15 protein-coding genes are annotated in these 21,475 nt (G+C 48.5%); 3 read left to right on the top strand and 12 right to left on the bottom strand.

What is annotated here, in order from left to right:
* Positions 1 to 193: 193 nt before the first annotated feature.
* Entirely contained in the window at positions 194 to 871 is a 678-nt protein-coding gene (locus FD28_RS00955; protein WP_162255536.1) for a matrixin family metalloprotease, read from the top strand.
* Positions 872 to 1,001: 130 nt separating this feature from the next.
* Here FD28_RS00955 and FD28_RS00950 read toward each other — a convergent pair whose 3' ends face one another.
* Complete coding sequence (locus FD28_RS00950; RefSeq protein ID WP_057731676.1) at positions 1,002 to 2,435, bottom strand: C69 family dipeptidase; 1,434 nt, start codon at positions 2,433 to 2,435, stop codon at positions 1,002 to 1,004.
* 257 nt (positions 2,436 to 2,692) lie between these two features.
* Between FD28_RS00950 and FD28_RS00945 the strand changes: the two genes are divergently transcribed.
* On the top strand, positions 2,693 to 4,051 hold the full coding sequence (locus FD28_RS00945) for an FAD-dependent oxidoreductase (protein ID WP_057731674.1): 1,359 nt from the start codon (positions 2,693 to 2,695) through the stop codon (positions 4,049 to 4,051).
* A 250-nt stretch (positions 4,052 to 4,301) separates the two neighbouring features.
* Here FD28_RS00945 and FD28_RS00940 read toward each other — a convergent pair whose 3' ends face one another.
* From FD28_RS00940 to FD28_RS00925, 4 genes are all read right to left on the bottom strand, one after another.
* The gene (locus tag FD28_RS00940) at positions 4,302 to 6,425 is read right to left on the bottom strand and encodes an L-type lectin family protein (RefSeq protein ID WP_057731672.1); all 2,124 of its coding nucleotides are present in this window, start codon (positions 6,423 to 6,425) and stop codon (positions 4,302 to 4,304) included.
* Positions 6,426 to 6,654: 229 nt separating this feature from the next.
* The gene (gene yjeM / locus FD28_RS00935) at positions 6,655 to 8,145 is read right to left on the bottom strand and encodes a glutamate/gamma-aminobutyrate family transporter YjeM (RefSeq protein ID WP_057731671.1); all 1,491 of its coding nucleotides are present in this window, start codon (positions 8,143 to 8,145) and stop codon (positions 6,655 to 6,657) included.
* Positions 8,146 to 8,685: 540 nt separating this feature from the next.
* The gene (locus tag FD28_RS00930) at positions 8,686 to 10,197 is read right to left on the bottom strand and encodes a DUF5776 domain-containing protein (protein ID WP_057731670.1); all 1,512 of its coding nucleotides are present in this window, start codon (positions 10,195 to 10,197) and stop codon (positions 8,686 to 8,688) included.
* A 406-nt stretch (positions 10,198 to 10,603) separates the two neighbouring features.
* Positions 10,604 to 12,181, bottom strand: a complete 1,578-nt coding sequence (locus tag FD28_RS00925; RefSeq protein WP_057731669.1) for a peptide chain release factor 3 — start codon at positions 12,179 to 12,181, stop codon at positions 10,604 to 10,606.
* 201 nt (positions 12,182 to 12,382) lie between these two features.
* Here FD28_RS00925 and FD28_RS00920 point away from each other — a divergent pair, with 201 nt between their 5' ends.
* Entirely contained in the window at positions 12,383 to 12,916 is a 534-nt protein-coding gene (locus FD28_RS00920) for a hypothetical protein (protein ID WP_235806821.1), read from the top strand.
* Positions 12,917 to 13,043: 127 nt separating this feature from the next.
* On the opposite strand, the gene FD28_RS00915 is transcribed toward FD28_RS00920, so the two are convergent.
* From FD28_RS00915 to recX, 7 genes are all read right to left on the bottom strand, one after another.
* Positions 13,044 to 15,068, bottom strand: a complete 2,025-nt coding sequence (locus tag FD28_RS00915) for a CDP-glycerol glycerophosphotransferase family protein (RefSeq protein WP_057731667.1) — start codon at positions 15,066 to 15,068, stop codon at positions 13,044 to 13,046.
* A 14-nt stretch (positions 15,069 to 15,082) separates the two neighbouring features.
* Positions 15,083 to 15,967 carry a hypothetical protein gene (locus FD28_RS00910; protein WP_057731665.1) on the bottom strand — a complete coding sequence of 295 codons (885 nt, stop codon included), beginning with the start codon at positions 15,965 to 15,967 and terminating at the stop codon, positions 15,083 to 15,085.
* 70 nt (positions 15,968 to 16,037) lie between these two features.
* Positions 16,038 to 16,457 (bottom strand): glycerol-3-phosphate cytidylyltransferase, encoded by a 420-nt coding sequence (tagD, locus tag FD28_RS00905; protein WP_057731663.1) that lies wholly within the window; start codon positions 16,455 to 16,457, stop codon positions 16,038 to 16,040.
* Between the two features lie 728 nt (positions 16,458 to 17,185).
* Positions 17,186 to 18,298, bottom strand: coding sequence for an AI-2E family transporter (locus FD28_RS00900; protein WP_057731660.1), 1,113 nt, complete (start codon positions 18,296 to 18,298; stop codon positions 17,186 to 17,188).
* A 158-nt stretch (positions 18,299 to 18,456) separates the two neighbouring features.
* Positions 18,457 to 19,008, bottom strand: a complete 552-nt coding sequence (gene ntdP / locus FD28_RS00895) for a nucleoside tri-diphosphate phosphatase (protein ID WP_020089703.1) — start codon at positions 19,006 to 19,008, stop codon at positions 18,457 to 18,459.
* 313 nt (positions 19,009 to 19,321) lie between these two features.
* On the bottom strand, positions 19,322 to 20,494 hold the full coding sequence (locus FD28_RS00890; RefSeq protein WP_057731657.1) for a serine hydrolase domain-containing protein: 1,173 nt from the start codon (positions 20,492 to 20,494) through the stop codon (positions 19,322 to 19,324).
* 36 nt (positions 20,495 to 20,530) lie between these two features.
* Positions 20,531 to 21,331: a recombination regulator RecX gene (gene recX, locus FD28_RS00885; RefSeq protein ID WP_057731654.1), complete on the bottom strand. Its 801-nt coding sequence runs from the start codon at positions 21,329 to 21,331 to the stop codon at positions 20,531 to 20,533.
* Positions 21,332 to 21,475 lie beyond the last annotated feature (144 nt).

Here is a 21,475-nt window from a genome sequence, read left to right as displayed (position 1 = left end):
CACGGCCGCGTTTGATTACAATTTATTTTATAATTGCCCTTAAACGGTCATGTCCCTTCATTGATGAGGCCAACTAGTTGCTATGGTCCATGATATCCCCTAGAATCAACCTAAATATGTCTCCTCACCAGAAATCAGACGGGAGAACCCGAAAGGAAGGATCGGTGTGAAAATCCTCAGACGACTGCTTATTGTGACTTTGTTGGCAGTCGGTCTCTTTATTCTCAGTAATTGGCAGACACTTTCGGCCCAATTCACCTATTATCGGCCCGCCATTGCCGGACTCTTCACGTCAAGTTCCACGCAAAAAAACGATAACTACCAGACCAGCGGGTATATCCTCCGTAATCTCAAGGATGCCACGACCAAGACCGGCGCCGCGGATACCCCCGTTGAATCGGCAATGCAAGGCGTCCTCTTGCAACCACGGTATACGTATCAGTATGCCCACGACACACCGGCTAAGGCCCAAGCCGTCTTCGAGCAGGCGATCGCCACCTACAATCAGACGGGGCTTGTCAAACTCGTCGCGGGTCCGGGGTCGACGCGAACCAATCGCATCACACTCGGGGTGTACCACCGTAAGGAAACCGGTCGCCAGTCAACCATTGAGTTGGGTCACGGTGGTCCGCAGATCACGCAACGCATCAGCTGGCAAGGCATCCTGACCACGAATACGGCTACCGCCAAGCTCAACGCGACTTACCCGCAATCCTATAGACTTTCTGTGGCCATTCACGAGTTGGGCCACGCCTTAGGGCTCGACCATAGTTCGGACAAGACCTCCGTCATGACCCCCATCGATGAGGGGCGAACACAGCTCTCCGCGGCGGATCGTAAGAGTCTTCGTGCCATCTACGAGAAAAATTAAATCGCCACGACCCAAAATGAGCGTGTCGCTTGCCTTTTACCAGCAAGTGACACGCTCATTTCACTTTTTATCTCAAAAAATTGAGACCGTTTCGCTAAAAATTTCGTTTGTATAAGTAAGGGGCTAAATCCTAAAGATTCTTGTCCATGTTAAACGTCAGATGAGACAGCGTTAAGCCCTTTTCGATTAAGTCATTGGTGAACTTCGTCGTCACTTGCCGCATATCTGCCGTCACCTGATGATTTTGCGCCGTCAGGAAGGCCGTTAAGTCATCACCCTGCAAGTCTTTAGCACCCTCGAGTGCCTGAGCAACGTGCGTCCGTAAGCTCTCCTTAGCCGCCGTCACGTAATCCGTGTCCTGTTCGATGAAGTCGATGTAGTGTGACTCCACAATCATGGATAACTTCCGGTACATCCAGTAAGCACTCACATCATCCAAGTGGACGGGTGTGCTGCTGTATGAGGCATCCGTATCCGTAGCGTTGGCAAAGAATGGCACGTAAGGACTAAATGCCGGTACCCCGAAGCACAGCCACATGATAGCGGAACTTTCCTTAGGCACATCGTTACGTAACTGCAAGACGTGAGAGTTCTGTGTCCGGTTCATCGAGATTGGCCGGAACTTTAGGCGATCGGCATCGTCACCGGGGCCCAGTGGATCGTACTTGGTCTCGTTGTAGTGTGAACTCAAAATGTATTCAACATCTTCCACGCTAATCTTGTGGCTGGTCCGGCAAATAAAGGGCAAGTCACTCGATTGTGGATCCTGCTTGATTTCCGGATTCAGACACCGTTGGCCGAACCAAACTCGTGGCGTATTATAATGCCGATCCTTTTCGGTACTCGTCCCAAAGATGTGACGGAAGTTCCAGCCATCTTGGTCCGGGTTCAAGTGATTGGCGCTCACGAATTCCTGAATTTCTTCGGAGTACATGAAGTTATCGGGATCGTCAAACGTCACCTGCTGAATGGCCACTTGGTTCGCGGCAACCGCGTAGGCATCATCAGGAATCCGTTGTGCCACCCAGTGGTGCCCCGTTACAATCTCCATGTACCAGACTTCATCATTGTCGGAGAACAACACGCCGTTGCCCTCTGGCGAGCCATAGTCTTTAATCATTTTGCCTAAGTACCGAACCCCATCGCGGGCGGAGTTGATGTAAGGCAAGACCATGGTCTGTAAGGAATCTTCCGCTAACCCATTGGCCACTAAGGGATCGAAAGCCAAGGCTTGGGGATTCCCATAGACACTTTCAGTCGCACTCATCGCCACGTTTTGTGAATTAATACCACTCTCGGCGTATTCACCCGTTTTATCCGTTTCCACGTTAGGGGTTGCCAAGTACCGGTAACCATCACTCGGAATTGGGGCTGTAAATCCGTTTTGATTAGACACCCAAGTCCGCTTGGGTTGATCATGTTCCGCTGGATGCACGTAGAATCGCTGCGGCGTCAGTGCCAAAAACGTATCGTCATTTCTGGCGATCATTGTCGACCCATCGACCGTTGCCTTTTTTCCAACCAGTACCGTGGTACAAGCGGTTAAATGTTTTGCTGCTTTCATAGACACTACCACTCCTTTATTAATCGCCTTACGCTTCTCGTAAAGCCCCAAGACTACAGCATCTAGTTTACGCCTAACCCCTCAGGAAGGCTAGCGACGGTCAATTCGTCGGCAGAGAATGGTAACACTTTCACAAAAGTGTTGACATTTGAATTAAATTGTCTAAAATAAAGTTGTAACCAAATTACCTATATTTTTTTGAAGCGGTTTGTGAAATTTGTATCAATTAATTAAAACTTGTCTGGGAGGCTACATTCATGAAAGTCACAGTAGTTGGTTGTACGCATGCTGGTACCTTTGCCATCAAACAAATCTTAGCGGAATATCCCGATGCCGAGGTCACTGTCTATGAACGTAACGATGTTATTTCCTTTCTGTCCTGCGGGATTGCACTCTATCTGGGGGGGAAAGTCGCCGATCCACAAGGGCTGTTCTATTCGAGTCCCAAGGAACTCGCAGAATTAGGGGCAGATGTTCAAATGAACCACAATGTCCTCAATATTGATCCGGAATCGAAAACGGTTACAGTCGAAGATTTGAATACCCATGAGCAAACGACTGCACCTTACGACAAGCTCGTGATGACCTCTGGTTCATGGCCAATTGTTCCCAAGATTCCGGGCATCGATAACGCTAAGGTCAAGCTCTGCAAGAACTGGGCCCACGCACAGACCTTAATCGAAGATGCCAAGAGTGCTCACCATATTACGGTGATCGGGGCCGGCTACATCGGTGCCGAGTTAGCCGAAGCCTACTCGACAACCGGTCATGACGTCACCCTGATTGATGCCATGTCACGGGTCATGCCCAAATACTTTGATCGTGAGTTCACCGACGTGATTGAACAGGATTACCGCGATAACCACGTGCAATTGGCCCTAGGTGAAACGGTTGAAAGCTTCGATACCAATGCTGATGGTCGTTTAACCATCAAGACCGATAAAGGCAGCTACGATACCGATCTTGCCATTCTTTGCATTGGTTTCCGGCCCAACACGGACCTCCTCAAAGGCAAGGTCGACATGGCCCAGAACGGTGCCATCATTACCGATGACTACATGCGTTCTTCCAATCCTGACATCTTTGCGGCCGGTGACAGTGCTGCCGTCCACTACAACCCCACGCACCAGAACGCCTACATTCCACTCGCCACAAACGCAGTTCGGCAAGGTATTTTGGTGGGCAAGAACCTGGTTAAGCCCACGGTTAAATACATGGGAACGCAATCGTCATCTGGACTAGCGCTCTATGGTCGGACCATTGTGTCCACGGGGTTAACCTTAGCTGCAGCTCAGCAACAGGGTCTCCCTGCTGAACAAGTCATCGTCAAAGATAATTACCGGCCAGAATTCATGCCTACGACCGAACCCGTCCTGATGTCTCTGGTCTACGATCCAAATACGCGTCGAATTCTAGGCGGCGCATTGATGAGTAAGTATGACGTGTCACAATCAGCCAACACCCTTTCCGTTTGCATCCAAAACGAAAACACGATTGATGACCTCGCCATGGTTGATATGCTCTTCCAGCCAAACTTCGACCGCCCATTTAACTACCTCAACATTGTGGCACAAGCGGCGCAAGCGCAGGCTGCCAAGCTGACGCCCGCTAAATAACTGAAATGAACTCCCCCGAAGACCCATTGTGCGTATTTGAACGTAACAATGGGTCTTTTTATGATCACTAAGCGCGAGTTATCCCTTTTCGGTGAGACCTTATCCGTTTTAAAATTCATTTACTCTACAAACAATCGGCGTCAAAAAACAACGCAAAAGAAGACCGGGAAACCCCGGCCTTCTTCGTCACGTTCTATTTTCGTACTGGCACCGGTCATCGACCCGTCACCACGTTTTTAAATTGCCCTAGTCAGGGAACATTGTTCAGTGTCCAGGTAATCTCTGCTTGGTACTGTCCTTGAATGGCATCCCCACCGACTTCAAGGATCAGTCCTGCTTCATCATCCCAACCGCCAACAACATCCGTCACGTCATCTTGTGTACTGGACACCCCGCTCATGACCGTCATTGGGGTCGTGGTCACGGGACTTTTTTCGTCACTATCATGGTAGTACAGCTTGCCAGCCAAGGGCCGACCATCTTTGGTCTTGAACTCGGTCCCCGTCACCTGTAAGGACCACTGCGCACCGGCCGCTCTGGTATCAAGAATCTTAACTTGCCAGTCCTTCGTCCGTTTGACCTTTTGGCTCTGCCCCGTTAAGACCGTCTCTTCAAACGTACTTTGCGGCGAAACCTCCTGGAAAATGAGTTGTCCCGGAACATTGATCGTATACGTCACGGTGTTGGAAATGTTGCCATACGGATCCTCAACGTTGAGCTTCAGAGTATTGGCCCCAGCCTTTAGTTGATCGGCACTGACCGTATAATTGAACCGGCCACTACTGTTATCATCCCCCGCTGCCATGACAAATTTGGGTTGCGCCTCGCCATTCAGAGTCGGATGAACCGTCATATCCGTATTGTTTAGATTGACCCCTTCAGGAATCACCACGAGGCCCTTAAAGGTTGCATCTTCTCCCGCCTCTACTTGCACGCTGCTGCCTGACAACGAGAACAAGCTGAGTTCCAAGGTGGGATTAATCGTAAATGTCGGCGTATCCGTGGTCACGACCCCATTGACCGCCGAAAAGGTACTCGAACTAGCGGGCACCGTCGTTGCGCCCTTCAAGTCGTCTGCTTTTCCTGTAAATGAAATCGTCGCGGCAGTGTTATCGGCATCCAACGCCTCACCTAATGTGAATCTCAGTTGGTTGTCCGCCGTCATATCCGCCAAACTGACCGTTGCTGACGTCCCATTCTGATAGCGAATGGTTGCCGTACTATCGTAATCGAGCGATGTTGGTAAATTCAGGTTCGCGGCAACATCCTTCCACGATTGCTTACCATCACGATAGTTCAGTTGATAATCCAAACGGAACTTATGGGTCCCCTTTAGAACGTCCCCATTGGCCACGGCCTGATTCGTTGTTAAATCCGTCAACGTTGTCTTGGCTTTAGCATCAACCAAGCCCGGAATCTTTTCCATCACAACCAAATTGTTTTCATAGCTGTCCCCGGTTGCGCCGGTAAAGCCCCAGCGAATCTGTCCCGAGTGATTCGGATCAATCTTGGTCAGATCCAGATCGGCCGTCTTGCTCACACCGGTCTTCTCCTGGCCAGTCGCGGGATCTTTATCGTCAAAGGTATACGTCATCTGCTGTTTGTCTGCATTCCAATCTAAAGTTAAATGGTGCCAGGAACCGTTAGCTAACAGCGTATAGTCCCCCGTAATCGTGCCTTCATGTGTTTGCGTCGCGTAGTAGCCTGACGCTGGTAGCGGGAAAAGCTGTGAGGCTTTCACCATCTGATACGTGCCGACTTCCCCAGGGTAATTGTAAGCAATGTGGGGACCCGCTAACTTGCCGTCAAAAGAATCCGCATCGCCCGCATTCGAATAGCTAGTCGAGTTATTCAAGTGCGTATCAAATTCCAGCGCCCAACTCCTCTGAATGGCACTTGCGGCGAGCTTGGTCGCATTGTCTTGCTTCTTATCGGTATCCACGCCCCACACTCCCAGCGTCTCACCCGAAACATTCTTGCCAAAGGTCGGCGTGGCGGCGAGGCCCCGATCATCATTTTGAAAGACTAACGCCATACCGTCAGCCGCCTTTTTACCCGTATTTCCGAAGTACAGCCACATCGAGGCCGTTTCATTTTTAGTTAAATCAAAAGCGTTATCCGCGGTCGACCACAACGCCCCAAATTGCTTTTTGCCATTATTCACCTTGGCAGCCTGGGTGCCGGCAGTCGCTGTCTCGACAACCGTTGCTTGGTTATTCGTGGTCGTCCCCGGTGTAAAGATATTCTCCAGGGAAATCCCCTGCGGCGCTGACTTCAGCGCGTTGTCATAATCCGTGTCGGCCTGAATGGTTCCTCCCCCAAGAAGGACGGTCCCCAGTCCTAAAAATAGTCCTAACCAAGTTCTCCATTTCATCAGTAACCGCTCCTTTCCGCCCCCAAACGGTGTTGGCCCTAAATTTCCTAGATGATTCTCTTATTCCACCTTTAAAGAATAGCACGCCTTTATCTTTTATCGGATTATGAATCAATTTTTCAAGGAATCGCTTCTAAATTTGAACATACCCTTCCCTATTCTTTCTCCACATCAAAAAGGCCGTGCATCCCCAAAGGATCACACGGTCTCTCTCACTTATTCAGAAATGTTAGTCTTGCGTCGTTTTCCGCTGACGCACGTGGTACCAGATCACCCCGAGCAGGCCAAACAGGATTGGCCCAACCAGCATCCAAATGGTACTTTGAATATCATCATTTTCCAAGATAGGTTGGATCAGCGTGAAGGTGTTGGCCCCCAGCACCACAATGAAGACGACCCAACTAATCACGGTCGTCCAAGCCGGTGACTTGTAAACTTCAAACGGCTTTTGAATGTCGTGGTTATGCTTGAATTTAGGAAAGGCGTAGACCAAGAACAGGTAAGGCAACGTCATGGAAACGTTGGCCATCAGCGTCAAAATGTTATAGAAGGCCGAGGCATCCGTAGAAGCAAACGAGGCCAACAGAATAATCACGATCACGACGGCACATTGTAACTTCATGGCATAGCTTGGCATGTCGTTTTCGTTAAGCACCGTAAACTTCTTCGGCCACATTGACTTGGGCGTCCCGAGGATCAACGTCTTCAGGGGGGAGTAGGTCAACGTAAAGAAGGCCCCGGAGTATGCCAGGAACATGCCCAGCCCGGTGTAGCGCGCAAACCACAGCCCAATCGTGGTACTCGTCGCCGCACTCAAGCCTAACGACTCACCCAAGACATCCCCCAGGTTCCGCATCATGACGTAACTGATATTCCCCATGTTCGTTGAGGGGTCCGACAGAACGGCATTCCAGTTGGTGCTGATCCCCCAGCAGAGAATCCCAATCGCATAGCCCAGCGTGATGACAATCGCTGAGATGACAATGGCCTTTGGGAACGTCTTTTCCGGGTTCTTGGTCTTATCAACCATGCCCCCTAAGACTTCCAGCCCACCATACGCAAAGATGGCAAATACGGCAAAACTCATAATCCCCATCGGTTGTTGGTAATTGGGATGTGGTGAGGTCATGAAGTGCTGTAGTGGTTGGGCCATATGACCGTGACGCAAGGCCAACACGACCCCAGAGACGACCAGCAGGATCGCATTTAGACTCATCACGGCAATTCCCCCCAGGCTGGTGACCCGGACGATGCCTTTGACCCCTTTGATGGAGACGTACGTGACCAGGATCATCCATAAACAGGATAAGATCCCAATGACTTGCGTGGCGTTCAGCCCAGCAATCGCAAATTTCTGCGTCTGATCCGTCCCGAAGAACAACGTGGTGAAGGGAATCCACACCTTAGCCGAGGTCGAGACCAGCCAGATGATGTAGGACGCGAACCACATAAAGGTCCCAATGAACGCGAACTGTGAATTGACACTCACTTCCATCCACTGGTACATCCCACTCCCTTCATCGGATTTGATGGCGGCACCATATTCGGCCATCATTAAGGCAAACGGAATAAAGAATAGCACCGCTGCCGCTAAGTAAAATAGAATCGATGAATATCCCATCAAGAAATAGGCCACCGTACTATTTGCAAAACCAAACACGGTGGTAAAAATCATCATGACTAACGCCATTAGCGTGATTTTATTATTATTTTCAGCCATTATATTTCTCCCCAAACCTTTTAAACTGCCCATTTGAAGGCGCTTTTATTAGTTTATATGAGAGACAATACAATCCCCTGTAATTTTAATAACAGCTGGCTTAGATTTTCGTGTGATAATCGGCCGTTTTCTAATGCTAAGGCAAACGCTGATAGTCGTCAACTTTCTCTTGAGGCTAGCTTTGCGCTATCAATTTGAAATTGACCACATCATACTTTTTTCTTGTCCCACAACGGAGAATGAATTGAAGACATTAACGTCTTTTTTATGACGTAAACTATAGCAATCCGCTTGTTTTACAAGACCGGGATTACCGTTAACTTTTGATGACTGTTAAATTCAATTTGTTACCCATTAGCTAATAAGTTCGATGATAACATGTTCAACTGTAGCCCTTTGACTATCATACGGTATTGGACATGTCATCATACAAACTACTGTATTATTGAAACATATAAAAAGACCTCCTCTTTTGATTCGGTCTTATTAAACAAAATATCTATAAATCTTAGCAACAACTTCCGGGATTTTATGAATCAGTTATTTAACTGTCTCCACTAGGTTCTTATTGGCGGAAATGTAATTCCCATTACTTAACTTAAATCTGGTGGTTAAATTGTGATGCTCTAAACCAATGACTTTTACGGTTTGATTCTTCTTTAGATGCTTAGTCTCACCCGTTAAGTTAACCTTCCGATACGCATTCACGCCCGACTTGCTTAAAATCTTCACATGTCTGAGTGTCTTCTGATAATAAGCCGGTGTCACAAAGTCTGAATTAGCAGTTACATAGCCAGTCTTCCCATCAATCTTACTCTCATGGTTAACGTCTTTCACGTGGTAACGTAATAATCCGCTTTTCGAGTGTGCATAGCCTAAGACGACAAACATTGGCCTCTCGCCATGCGGTGCTTTCGCATATTTTGTGAGTCGTTGTTGTTTATTTAACGTCGACTTTTGGTATAAATAAATTGGCTTTACAGCAAGAATTGCTGACTTCTTTTGCGCAACAAATTCTGAATCCGCCGTTGCGGCTTTAACCATCAACGTTGCCGTTACTGACTTGCCATTTTCCGCACTGAGTGTAACGGGATAGGTCCCGGCAACTTTAAAATTCACTTTGCTAGTATCGATCATCACAGGGATGTCTTTACCATCACGATCAGTCGCTTTAGCATTGAATGTCGCAGCGTCAACCGATTGGCCAACCGAAATCGCTGCTGTTTTGTTAGCCGTTAAACTAGTTTGATCGGCTGCCGGTGTTGAACCGGCATTCGTACTTTGCTTGGTATAGTGCACAATCGTACTATAGTCACCAGTTTTGTCAAAGTCGACTTTGACACTCTTTTGATCAGGTACATAGCCAGGAACGGCTGGACTATCAATTATTGTGGGATCTTCACCTACATATCCTGAAACAACGCGATCATCTTTTGCTGACGAACCATCTGGCTTAACATATTTGATAGTCATTGTATAATCATTGGAAACTAAATAGATGACAAAATCAGGTATCTTATATTGTTCGATAGTAGTCCCATCAGCTCCATCAGCTATTGGAATAACTGATTGACTAGCACCTAATTTAGTTTTGGAGTAGTCAACCGACGTTTGCGGGATAATGTTAGTAATCGAATTAACGTCATCGGCAAACTCTTGGGGGCTTTCTTCATAACTTTCTCTTGCAGAAATTGATTTGTATTTTTCCATAGCCTGATCCAGCGTAATTACATTATTTCCACATTGGAAAAGAATATTCAATTCATCATAAAAGGTATATGGCTTAACGTAATAGTCCAAAGTTGCTCTTTGAAAAAACCGATCGTAAGTGATTCCAGAAATGGTATTTCTGTCAAAAGGAACGGTCCATGTACGAACTAGTTGTGATGGCTTGTCACTATTCTCTTCTTTAAAAACTGCGCTACCAGTTATAAGTATGCCCTTTTCCTGAGCATAACCATCAATTGTTTTTGTTGAAAATATTCCAATCGATATTGAAAGTACTAGTAAACTAATGAAAACAAGCAGTGCATGCTTTTTTTTATTATGCATATTTCCCCACCTCACAAGTAATTGTAACGCTTACACATGTGATTCAGCTACAAAAGTTTGCAATAACTGTCTTAATTTCCACATGTCGCTATTTCTTAGTCATCTAAACTTCAAACTCGCATTAATCCGGTTCAGCCCGCCTTTTTTCACCCATTTAAAAATCATGAACGATTACTTACCGTCCATGATTTTCGTTGTTATCTCGTTCAAATACTGTGATCTTGCAACTTCAATCTACCAATCGGGATCTTCAAAAAACAACCAATGCACAATCAAAAATCGGTTTTTTTTCAGAATTCTGAAAAAAAGCCGATTCTTGTTTTACTATTATGCTACCGAAAGGCGGGGGCAAAAGGCAGCTGGATCCAGCAAACCGTCTGACGTCTCACTCCCTCAGTAATTCAGATTATAGTTTAGACGTTAATTCAACATCAGGGTATTTGTCCTTAAACCACCGTTCAGCGAAGTGGTTTTCGAATAGGAACAAAGGCTCCCCGTGGTTGTCCTTGACCAGCAGGTTCCGGGATGAAGACATCCGTTCGTCCAGCTGAGCGGGATCAATCCACCGCGCCGTCTTTTTACCCATAGGTTCCATGATGACTTCCGAATTGTATTCGTTCTGCATCCGGAATTGGAAGACTTCAAACTGCAATTGTCCCACGGCACCCAGGATATAATCACCGGTTGAATAAGAGGTGTACAACTGAACGGCCCCTTCTTGAACCAACTGATTGATTCCCTTGTGGAAGGATTTTTGCTTCATGACGTTCTTGGCAGCAACCCGGACAAAAAGTTCTGGCGTAAACTGTGGTAATTTTTCAAACTTCACAGCCTGCTTCCCCGTATAAATGGTATCCCCAATCTGGAAGTTCCCGGTATCGTACAACCCGATGATGTCACCGGCAACGGCCTTCTCCACGTTTTCACGCGTATCGGCCATGAACTCCGTCACATTAGACAAACGTAACTTCTTTCCTGTCCGTTCCTGGGTCACATCCATCCCCCGGTCAAATTCCCCGGAGCAGACCCGCACGAAGGCAATCCGGTCCCGGTGTTTGGGGTTCATGTTAGCCTGAATCTTAAAGACAAAGCCCGAGAACTCAGGATCAGTTGGGGCAACGTCGCGGTCCTCTTGCGTATGGTGAGACGCTGGTTGTGGGGCGTATTCCAGATAAGTTTCCAGGAACGTTTTAACCCCGAAGTTAGCCAACGCGGAGCCAAAGAACACGGGGGTTTGATCCCCACTGGCAATCTTGGCTTCATCAAATTGATTACCCGCTTCACCAATCAATTCCATGTTATCACGGGCATCTTGGTACCAACCGTCTTCTTCCAAATCGTTGTGTTCCACCAATTCCCCATCGTCAGTCAATGGCAGGTAGCGGTGAGCCTCATCTTGCGGACGGAACAAGGCCACCCGTTGGTGATAGCGGTCATACAGACCCTTCAATTCCTTACCCATCCCAATTGGCCAGTTCATGGGGTAACCTTCGATCCCCAGAACGTCTTCCAATTCGGCGATCAGGTCCATCGGATCCCGACCATCCCGATCCAGCTTGTTCATGAAGGTAAAGATGGGAATGCCCCGCATCTTACAGATCTGAAACAGCTTCTTGGTCTGCGGTTCGATCCCCTTGGCGGAATCAATCACCATGACCGCGGAATCCACGGCCATTAACGTCCGGTACGTATCTTCAGAGAAATCCTCATGTCCTGGGGTATCCAAGATATTGATCCGCTTGCCCTGATAGTCAAACTGCATTACGGAACTCGTCACGGAAATTCCCCGCTTCTGTTCGATTTCCATCCAGTCGGACTTCGCAAAATTACCGCTCTTCTTCCCCTTAACGGTTCCGGCTTCACGAACGACTCCCCCGAATAACAGGAGTTGTTCCGTGATCGTCGTCTTCCCGGCATCAGGGTGAGAGATGATGGCAAAGGTCCGGCGTTTATCCACCGCGGCTGCTAACTTATTTTCACTCATATTGTTTGTCCTCACAAAATTTCTTATTTTAATTAAATTGTCCGTTAAATTTGAATTGCACAGCGTTTTGATTTTAACACATTTACCGTGACAATTCACGGCCCCGCCCCATTTTAACCCGCGTCCCGGTCATTTCGTGGTATGATTAAGGAATGAATTCATTGAGAAACGGGTGAAAAAATGTCGGCGAGTACCGAAGCGATGCTTATTGAAATTGTATTTAGTCTAGGCGCCCTCGTGGCCGTGGGTGGACTGGTCGGCCTGTTTGTGGCTAAAGCCAAGCGGCGCGGTCTGCGTCCCGCCATGGCCATCATCATTAGTGGTGCTGGTCTGGTCATTATTGCGGCCCTCTTAAATGTTTTGCTGTTCAAGACCTATGACCACGTTCAGGTCAAGAAGGACCAGTACTACGAGATTGTCAGTCTCACGGCTAACATGAATGCCTCTTTAGCCAGTAGTCATGCTCGCAATCAGCCGGTCACACCGAACGCCAAGAAGGCCAGTAAGAATGTCACCTACCTGATCAAGCACACGGATCAGGCCACTTCTTCGTTGCGTCTAGCGCAGGCTGCGCAGCAACAGCTGACGACCCACAAACACCCGGACGTCACCCTCATCAAGCGAAATTATCGTCTGATCTTAGATGACTATTTCAAAGATACCGTGCGTCCAGGCGCCGTTGCGCAGCGGCTCAGCCACCACGCCTATCGGCAAGCCACCAAGATGCACCGGTAATGCCACCACGTTAGACCTAACTCGTGACCACTAATTGACAGAAAAGCGAAGCCGACTGGGCTTCGCTTTTTTATCCCCTGATATCGTCACTGGTTCTTCACGACCAGTGTCCGTTCACAGAGTGGGCCTAACCGTTCTTTTCGATTTGTTGAACGACGTAGTTCACAATCTTCAGGGAACTTAACCCATCGTCAATCGAACAGAAACGTTGGTAGAACGCCATAAATTTCTGATTGTCACTCATGTCCGGCGTCTTCAGCTTGTCACCAATCATATCGAGTAACTGCGTTTCATTGTGGGCAATTTCACCCGGCAAATCCTTCTCGTAGTCCAAGTAGAAGCCCCGCAGTTCGTCCTTGTACATGTGGTAATCGTACGGATAGAACAGGATTGGCCGCTTCAGGTAGGCAAAGTCAAAGAAGACGGATGAGTAGTCCGTAATCAGCATGTCACTGATGAGATAAAGATCCGAGATGTTAGGATGGTTAGAGAAGTCAAAGACGACCCCCTCATAACCACTAATATCCAACGCATTCGAGATCAAATAGTGCATCCGTAAGACCAACACGGCATCCTTGCCATAACGCGTCCGGAATTCGTCGAGGGAGAAAGGCAACTCAAAGGTATACTTCCCCTTCTCCGCGAATTGATTGTCCCGATAAGTTGGCGCGTAGAGCACCACTTTCTTATCCAACGGAATGCCCAGCTGTTGCTTAATTGCCGTGACATCCTCACGCGTACTGTTGATGAGTTCATCATTACGTGGATAACCCACTTTTAGGATCTGGTTGTTAAAACCAAAGGCAGACCGGAAAATACGCGTCGAATAATCGTTGGGCGATACCAGTGCGTCCCACCGGTTAGCCTCACGCACGAAGTTCGCATGGTACTTCGTGGTCGTGGTGCCGGGCATCGATACATTTTCAATATCCAATCCTAGTTTCTTCAACGGGGTCCCATGCCACGTCTGAATGTAGGTCACGTAGTTGGGTTTCTTCACCCATGATGGGAACCGCGCGTTACTGATCCAGAAGCTAGCCTTTTCCAGGGTTCGAACCCACTTGGACGTCCGCCGAATCACATAGGGAATCCCATTTTCCTTACAGAACTTCTTCTGTGAACGGTCGATGGACCAGATGAAGGTAAACCCGGGATAAAGTTGCGTGAACAACTGGTAAATCGCGTAAGGGGAGTCGCTGACTTGCCGACCGCCAAAGCTTTCAAAGATCAGGGTTGGCTGATCAAAAGCGCGGTGCCCCCGCTTGAACAAGCGCCGCATGTAGAACAGGTTGGCCTTGTCCATCAGCATGGACAACAGCTTGGTGGCCCCACCAACCTTGGATGGGACATTGGCCAAACGCTGAGGCAGGGTCGGCGCAGCCATCTCCTGAACCCGAATTCCGTTATCAAATCGCTTATCAATGATGACCAGGCGATGGCCAACCGTAATGGCTTGTGTCACTTGACCTGCTAGGGATTTGGCCAAGACCACCCGTTGTTCGAGGTCTTGATTGCCCACGGTCGACCGGATAAAGAGTTGCTGGGTGCTATCGGCCGCTAAATCGGACAGCGGAATCGTCCCCGTAAACAAGCCATGCAACGTCATGTGGGTAATGGGCCACTCGGCTGAACTATCCGCCTGAACGTTTTTCAGGACCAGTCGTTGATTCGTAATTGGCTGGTTATTGATCCGACTGGGTCCAATCACTTGAAGTGCATCGTCTTGCAGGTTAATGGCGTTGATCGCAAACTCATCTTCCGCCTGCTCCGTATGCATGTTAAACAACGCCATCCCATTTGCGTCACTATTGAGTTGATAGTAACTGGTCAGGGTCAATTGATGCCGGTCGCTTAAATATTCACTCTCGACTTGGATCAGGCCCCGCGTGTTTTGTTGCTGGAGGTTAAGGTATAGTTCCCAGCTAAATTCGCTCTGCCCTTCCGCCGGAAATTGTAAGTCACTGGCATTCAGACGCAGGCGTACAACCTGTGCACTGACAACCTTGCTGATTGGAATCGTGATCGATGCCTTGGTTTGTTTTTCCAAGAAGGTTACCGCGAGATCGTCAAACGGTTCCGGCACATCGATCAGTTCGAGTTCAAGTTCTTGTAAATTCTTTTTATGATGTAATCCAGATAAAATCGCACGCACGATGGAAAAACTCCTTAGTAGTTAAAAATCAGCTGATTTGGCATTTGCGGTGAGAAGTGCGCATTGACTGCTAGATCAACGTACAACCGCGTTTCCGGGGTCAACAACCGGCTTAAGACCGCCTGGTAAAAGGCAAAAACGTCATTAAACCGCCGGTAGTTCGAGTAGGCTAAGACGCCGTAGTAAGCTTCTGTCGCCGTTACCACCTGTGTCTTATCAATGGCATCCGAAGCCGCCTTTTCCAATTGCCGCTTGGATAATGTCGCTGCGCTCGCCACCTGCTTAGCATCGTCAAATTGGGTAGCTAGCATCGCCGAGGTGGCACTTAAATTGTAAATGTGCTCAACGGGCCGCTCATGACGAACAAAGCGTAAGACGGCTTCTCCGTGCCGATTAAGCAGATAGCTAGTTTGGGCCACTTCATTTTCAATCTTTTCGATGCCCACAATCTGCCCATCCAAGCCATAGGTATCGACTTGGGCCAACTGATCGGCCTGGTACTGACGCAGAACCATTGGTGTCTCATCATCGATCTGCCGCAACTCAGCAACCATGTGTCCGGCATCTAGGTAGCGTTTAACCTGTTCCTGGTTATCCGCAAATAGTCGTTGTTCGTCGTTTTCTAGGTTCATCTCATGCCGTTCTTCAGCCGTTAAGGCCAAGCCAGGTTCATCCGCAAACATTTCTGCCAGCGTCAATAGCCGGACCTGTTTGATGCGCTGATCTTTTCGCGCTAACTGGTTCAAATACTGTCGTACCGTCCAGACTGATTCAAAGTCAACCATTGCCACCAACACACTGACTTGAGCATCCCGTTGGAGGGCCTTCAGCAATTGTGTGGAAAAGTTTGGCTTGTGCATGCCATTTAATGATGTCAATAAAAAGATAAACTGCTGCATTTATTTGCCTCCGTCTACGTGTCCCTAAGAAAAAATCCCTAGTCTGCGACTAAGGATTTCATTGCCAGCACTATTTCTCGTCTTCCTTCCAAGTCTCTTCATCGGAAAGACCAAGGTCGTGCTTGATTTTAGTCGTGGAGATTCCTTCAGTCCGTGGCAAGTAAATGACTTCACAGTAATCCTTCAAAAAGTCAAACTTACCCTTCCAGTCATCGCCCATGACGAAAACGTCAATGTTGTTTTCCTGAACGTCGCGAATCTTTTGATCCCAAGTGGTTTCAGGAATCACGTGGTCAACGTATTTAATGGCTTCCAGGATGTACTTCCGGTCTTCGTAAGAGGTGTATGCCCGCTTACCCTTCTCCGCGTTGAATTCGTCGGAGGAAACACAGACCGTTAAATCGTCACCCAAGGCTGCGGCCCGCTTCAATAACCGAATGTGACCCTTATGTATCAGGTCGAACGTTCCATAAGTAATTACTTTTTTCATGTAGAATCTCCTACTTTATCTGGTTAATTTTCCCCAATATGATGCCCGGGGCTCTATTTTTCAAAAAATCCAATAACAAACTAAATAGTAGCATATTCAGCGGTCACGTCAACTTCAAACCACAAACGTTAGTCATTTCTTGATAATTTCTGCCAACTTTACCCTTGCGTCCACCCACATCGCTTTAGACATGCGACCTTACTAACTGCCGGTTTCAATCGGTAACATTGTGGAAAAATGCCGCCTTACCGTTCGCCAAATTTGGGCTGGAACGCGGTGGGCAGGACGGGAGAAGCCTATAGAGCGGTCTTCTCCCTCGCTTTGAACCGAAAAAACCATCGTTTCAAAGTCGCCATTTTCCAAGTAGCCCACTTGGAAAATCCCACGGCTGAGCCCAAATTTGACTCACTCACGGCTACACAGAATGTTGCCCATAACCCGGGATGAACGTTGCCAGCTCAGCGATGTTCACACCAATGTTGGGGTAAGAACTTTCTTAACCGGAGGCGGCCAGAGATGGAGGCAGCCGTGACAACGGTGTTAGCCGATTTTTCGGCTTACAGCGTGGGACGTGTTTGGAGACCGGTGAACTTGGCCGGGCTTCAAACCGAGCCGGAGGACCGCTCCACAGGCCGCAGGCGGTCCCCACAGCGCCGGAATCTCTGGCAGCCGCAGGTGAAGGTCGCTGACTAATCTTGCCGCCAAAAGTCCGTTTAGCTGACCAACCGCTACAGTGTCTTCTTTTCGGCATGTTCGAGTTGCCAGATGGTGTAGAGGTACTGCACCACCGTCTTGACCACCGCATACAGTGGGATCGCTAGAATCATCCCCAAGAGCCCGGCGATATTTCCCGCCGCTAGCAGGATGATAATAATCGTTAAGGGATGAATCTGCAGGCTCTTGCCAATGATGTTGGGGTAAACCAGGTTGCCATCGATCTGTTGCACCACAACCACCACAATGATCACGTACACAATCAGACTGGTACTCGTTGCAAAGGCCACGATCAAGGCTGGTAAAATACCGATGTAAGGGCCCACGTAAGGAATCAGATTACAAATTCCCGCGAAAAAGCCCAATAACAGCGCGTACTTTTCACCGACCAAGAAATAGCCAATCGCTGTGAAGCTCCCTACGAAGAGGCATTCCACAATCTGACCACCCACGTACCGGGCAATCGTGTTGTTCATCCGTCCCAACAACTCCGCCGTCTGTTCACCGTGCTTGCTAGGCAACCACCGCCGAATGGCCGGCATGAACTTGTCGCCATCCTTCAACATGTAAAACAACATGACGGGAACCGTCACGGCCGTCACCGTGACCGTCGTCACCGTACCGATGATGCTGCCAATGCCGCTCGTCAGCCCACTCATGAAGCCCTGTGCGTATTTAGAGAGTGCCGCTTGCAATTGCGTCAGATATTTGGAAAAATCGATATCCTTCAGCAAGGGATGATTAATCAGCTTGTTTAAAACCGCTTCACTCGACTTAGCAAAGTCAGGAATATTGCCCACTAACGTTGTCACCTGCGTGACCAGCCGGGGAATCAGCCACATCGCACCCGCAACCAATATCAATACCAACAACAAGAAGACCAGGGCCACAGCCCCCGTGCGATTGATATGGAACTTCTTCCACCGCACCTTTTCCAGTAACTTAACCACCGGATTCAACAAGTAAAACAAGATCCCCGAAATCAGCAGTGGCGCAAAGATCGTCGACAAGAAAATCCCAATAGGTGAAAACAGAAAGCTAATCTGCGTACACACCCAAATCAGCGCAGCGACAATCAACAGTTCCACGGACCAAAACATCAGTCGGGAGTTGGCAAACCACTTCATGGGCAAGCCCCTTTCATCAGACATTTTAATTTTTTAGTCGTTACTTGCCCCTCACCATGGTGACGGGCAGCAACGCTGTGTTTTTAAAAAAAGGAGCGAGCCACGAATGACTTGCTCCTGTGTGATGCGGAAGACAACTCTTACAGGTCTGCGCCGCACTAGTTTGAGCGACGTAACAGCTCCTGATACCGTTGATACCATAGATCGACATAGGCTTTAGAAAAGGGGCCCTTGTGATGATTAATCCAATCGACGAGGGTCAAGACGTTTGCCTTCAAAATACGGTCGGTCTCCTCACCATACTGCCAACGTTGACTGAAATCTTGGTATTCATCAACGTCGAGTAGGCGTTTCTCACCATCCGGAAAGACCTTCACGTCGAGATCATAATCAATGTATTTAAGCGCTTCTTTATCTAAAACGTACGGGGAAGCCAGATTACAGTAATACGACACCCCGTTATCCCGAATCATTGCAACAATATTGAACCAGTAATGCTTGTGGAAATAAACGATAGCGGGTTCTCGCGTCACCCACCGCCGCCCATCGTCTTCCGTGACCAAGGTATGGTCATTAACGCCGATGAGGGCATTTTCGCTTGTTTTGAGTACCATCGTGTCGCGCCAAGTTCGATGCAAACTTCCGTCGTGCTTGTAGCTTTTGATCGTAATGAAGTCGCCTTCCTTAGGTCCTCTAGCTTCGCGCGTCATGTATTAACCCTACTTTCTAAGTAACGGGTAACTATAAAAATTCAATCAATATTATACCAGATTCGGCCGTATTATTGAATAGTAAGCGTGACATTCCTAGACAAAATCCTGAGGTATCCCGTAAATTTAAACGAAACTAAAAGAATCACTAACCGAGTGGAGATACTCCTGGCACAAGCCCTACGCAACACCTCTGAACCCCTGATCCCCCAAGTTGACTCAGCGCTTAAACCACCAAAACAGGACACGCCCTTCTGACTTGCCAGCAATGACTGGTAGCTCGAAGACGCGTGTCCCTGTTTTTGTGTTAATACTACTTTCCCAATTCGCCGGCTTGTAGAAGATTCCAAATCTGAATAGCTGGCGTCTGCGATAACTGATTGACGCGGTAATAATTACTTAACAGAACCACGCCGTCCGTCCCATTCTTGCTCAACAGCGAGGTCGCTTCATAACCATAGGCCAACCCGTGTGTCCGAATGTATCCAGGATAGTCATACATCCCACCACCGTACATGGACGACGTGCCCGGTGTCAGAAGCACGTTAACGTCATTTTCAGGATACAATTTTCCTTGCAACATATTACGTTGTGCCGTGTAGAGATCGCGAGCGGACATGTAAACTTGCCCGGTTCCAAATTGATAGTACATGGATTCCGTGGACTCGCCAAACCGCAGGCCATAATTGGCCGTCACATCGCCATTATTGGCATTTTGATACCCCTGAGAATAGGTCGCCTGGTCCGCCATATTGAAGACGAACCCCGTGTGCTTCAGTTTCCACGCCTTGGTGATGTTCTCGTTGAAGTAGTGACGGTAGCTTTGATGACTGACTTTTTCAATAATCCCCGATAGTAGCATGAAGTTAACGGGCGAATAATCCCACTTGCCAATCTGTGCGGGGCGACTAACCACATTGGCTAAGATGAATTTGATCATACCCTTCTCCGAACGCAGCTTCGCCGGAAAAGCCGATAGTGTGAGGCCGCTCTTCATATCCAGCATGTCACGCAGTGTGATCTCGTTGGCCCCCGCAATCGATGGATAATACTTGGCGAGTGGATCGGTCAGGCTCAGCTTCCCCTCACTAGCCAGCTTCATGATTAGCCCAGCCGTAAAGGACTTCTGTACGGAAGCTAGTTGATACACGCTGTGTGCACCGTTCTTCTTGTGGGCGGCCGCATCCGCGTACCCCCAACCCTTTTGATAAATCACCTGATTGTTATGCACAACCAGTGCTGTCCCCACAAACCGGTTAGCCCGCAAGACGGCATCAATTTCGCGGGTCGCCGCGGTCGGGCGTGGTTTAGCGACTTTTTTTACCTTTTTGACTTTCTTGGGTTGGACCTGCCGCACAATCGAGCTACTGCTGGCCCTAGGTTCCGCTTGCGTCTTCGCTTGATCGTTGAACCACCAAGCCAGACCCCCACTGATTCCTAGAACTGCAGCAAATGCCAGAACTGTTCCCCATACTTTAGAATTCATGGCTACTCCCCCTTACTCTGAAAACACGATGACCATCTATTCAGCCGATTCCCCTAAATCAGCTAGCCATTGACTAATGTCATCAAGCTTGAATCCCTTACGATACAAGGCTTGCTTAGTCTTATACTGTTGCTCTGATTGACTCAAAGCGTGATAACGCCGTAGCAGCTTCTCGCCTTGCTTGGCCAACAACGCCTGTTGCTCATCCACGTCGGGTGTGAGATCAACCGCATCGAGCATGGCTTTAATCTCATCACCGCCAAACCCCCGCGTCATCAAACCTTGCCGCATCTTTTGTTCCTGATTACGTGTGGAATTGTGCTGGTAACGCTTGGCCAGCTTCTCCGCAACGGCCGTCCCCACGGCCAGTTGATCGGCTGGCGTATACAAGACCAACGCATCGTCAATAACCTTCTCACCAACACCCTTTTGCCGCAAATGCTGGCGAATCACACGGGGGCCCTTATCTCCCGTATGCATCACAGTACGCACATAGCTGGCGGCGTAATGCGCATCATCCACTAGCGCAAAGTCACGCAATTTTTTGAGGGTTTGATCAATCGTGTCTTCCGGAATTTCCAAAGTCACCAGTTTATCGGCAACTTCCTTTTCCGTTCGCAGTTGGTGCGAGAGATAATCTAGCGCCCGATTGTACGCCTTCGCCACGTCATCGGCGGCGGTCAACTGCTCTTCTAGCGTCTTATCAATCTCCATCCCCTTATACAGGCGGAAATCAACCAACACACTGTCACTAACGGGAAATGCATAGTGCCCGTCAACGTAAATATTAAACCGACCACTGCGTTTCTGCGCTTCAATCATGGTAATTACGGCCATTCAGGTCACATCCTTTTCTCGTTTTCTGTCATTATTTTACCAGTTCTCTCCCCCAGATGACGACCCCAATGACGCTTTAGTTAGTCAATCATCTTTTCACCGCCGCCATCATCCCCCAGCCGAACCATCCCTAGTCACCATCAC

Origin of the sequence: Levilactobacillus hammesii DSM 16381 (assembly GCF_001434395.1) — a bacterium.
GTDB classification, from domain to species: domain Bacteria; phylum Bacillota; class Bacilli; order Lactobacillales; family Lactobacillaceae; genus Levilactobacillus; species Levilactobacillus hammesii.
This window is presented reverse-complemented; position numbering and strand designations above follow the sequence as displayed.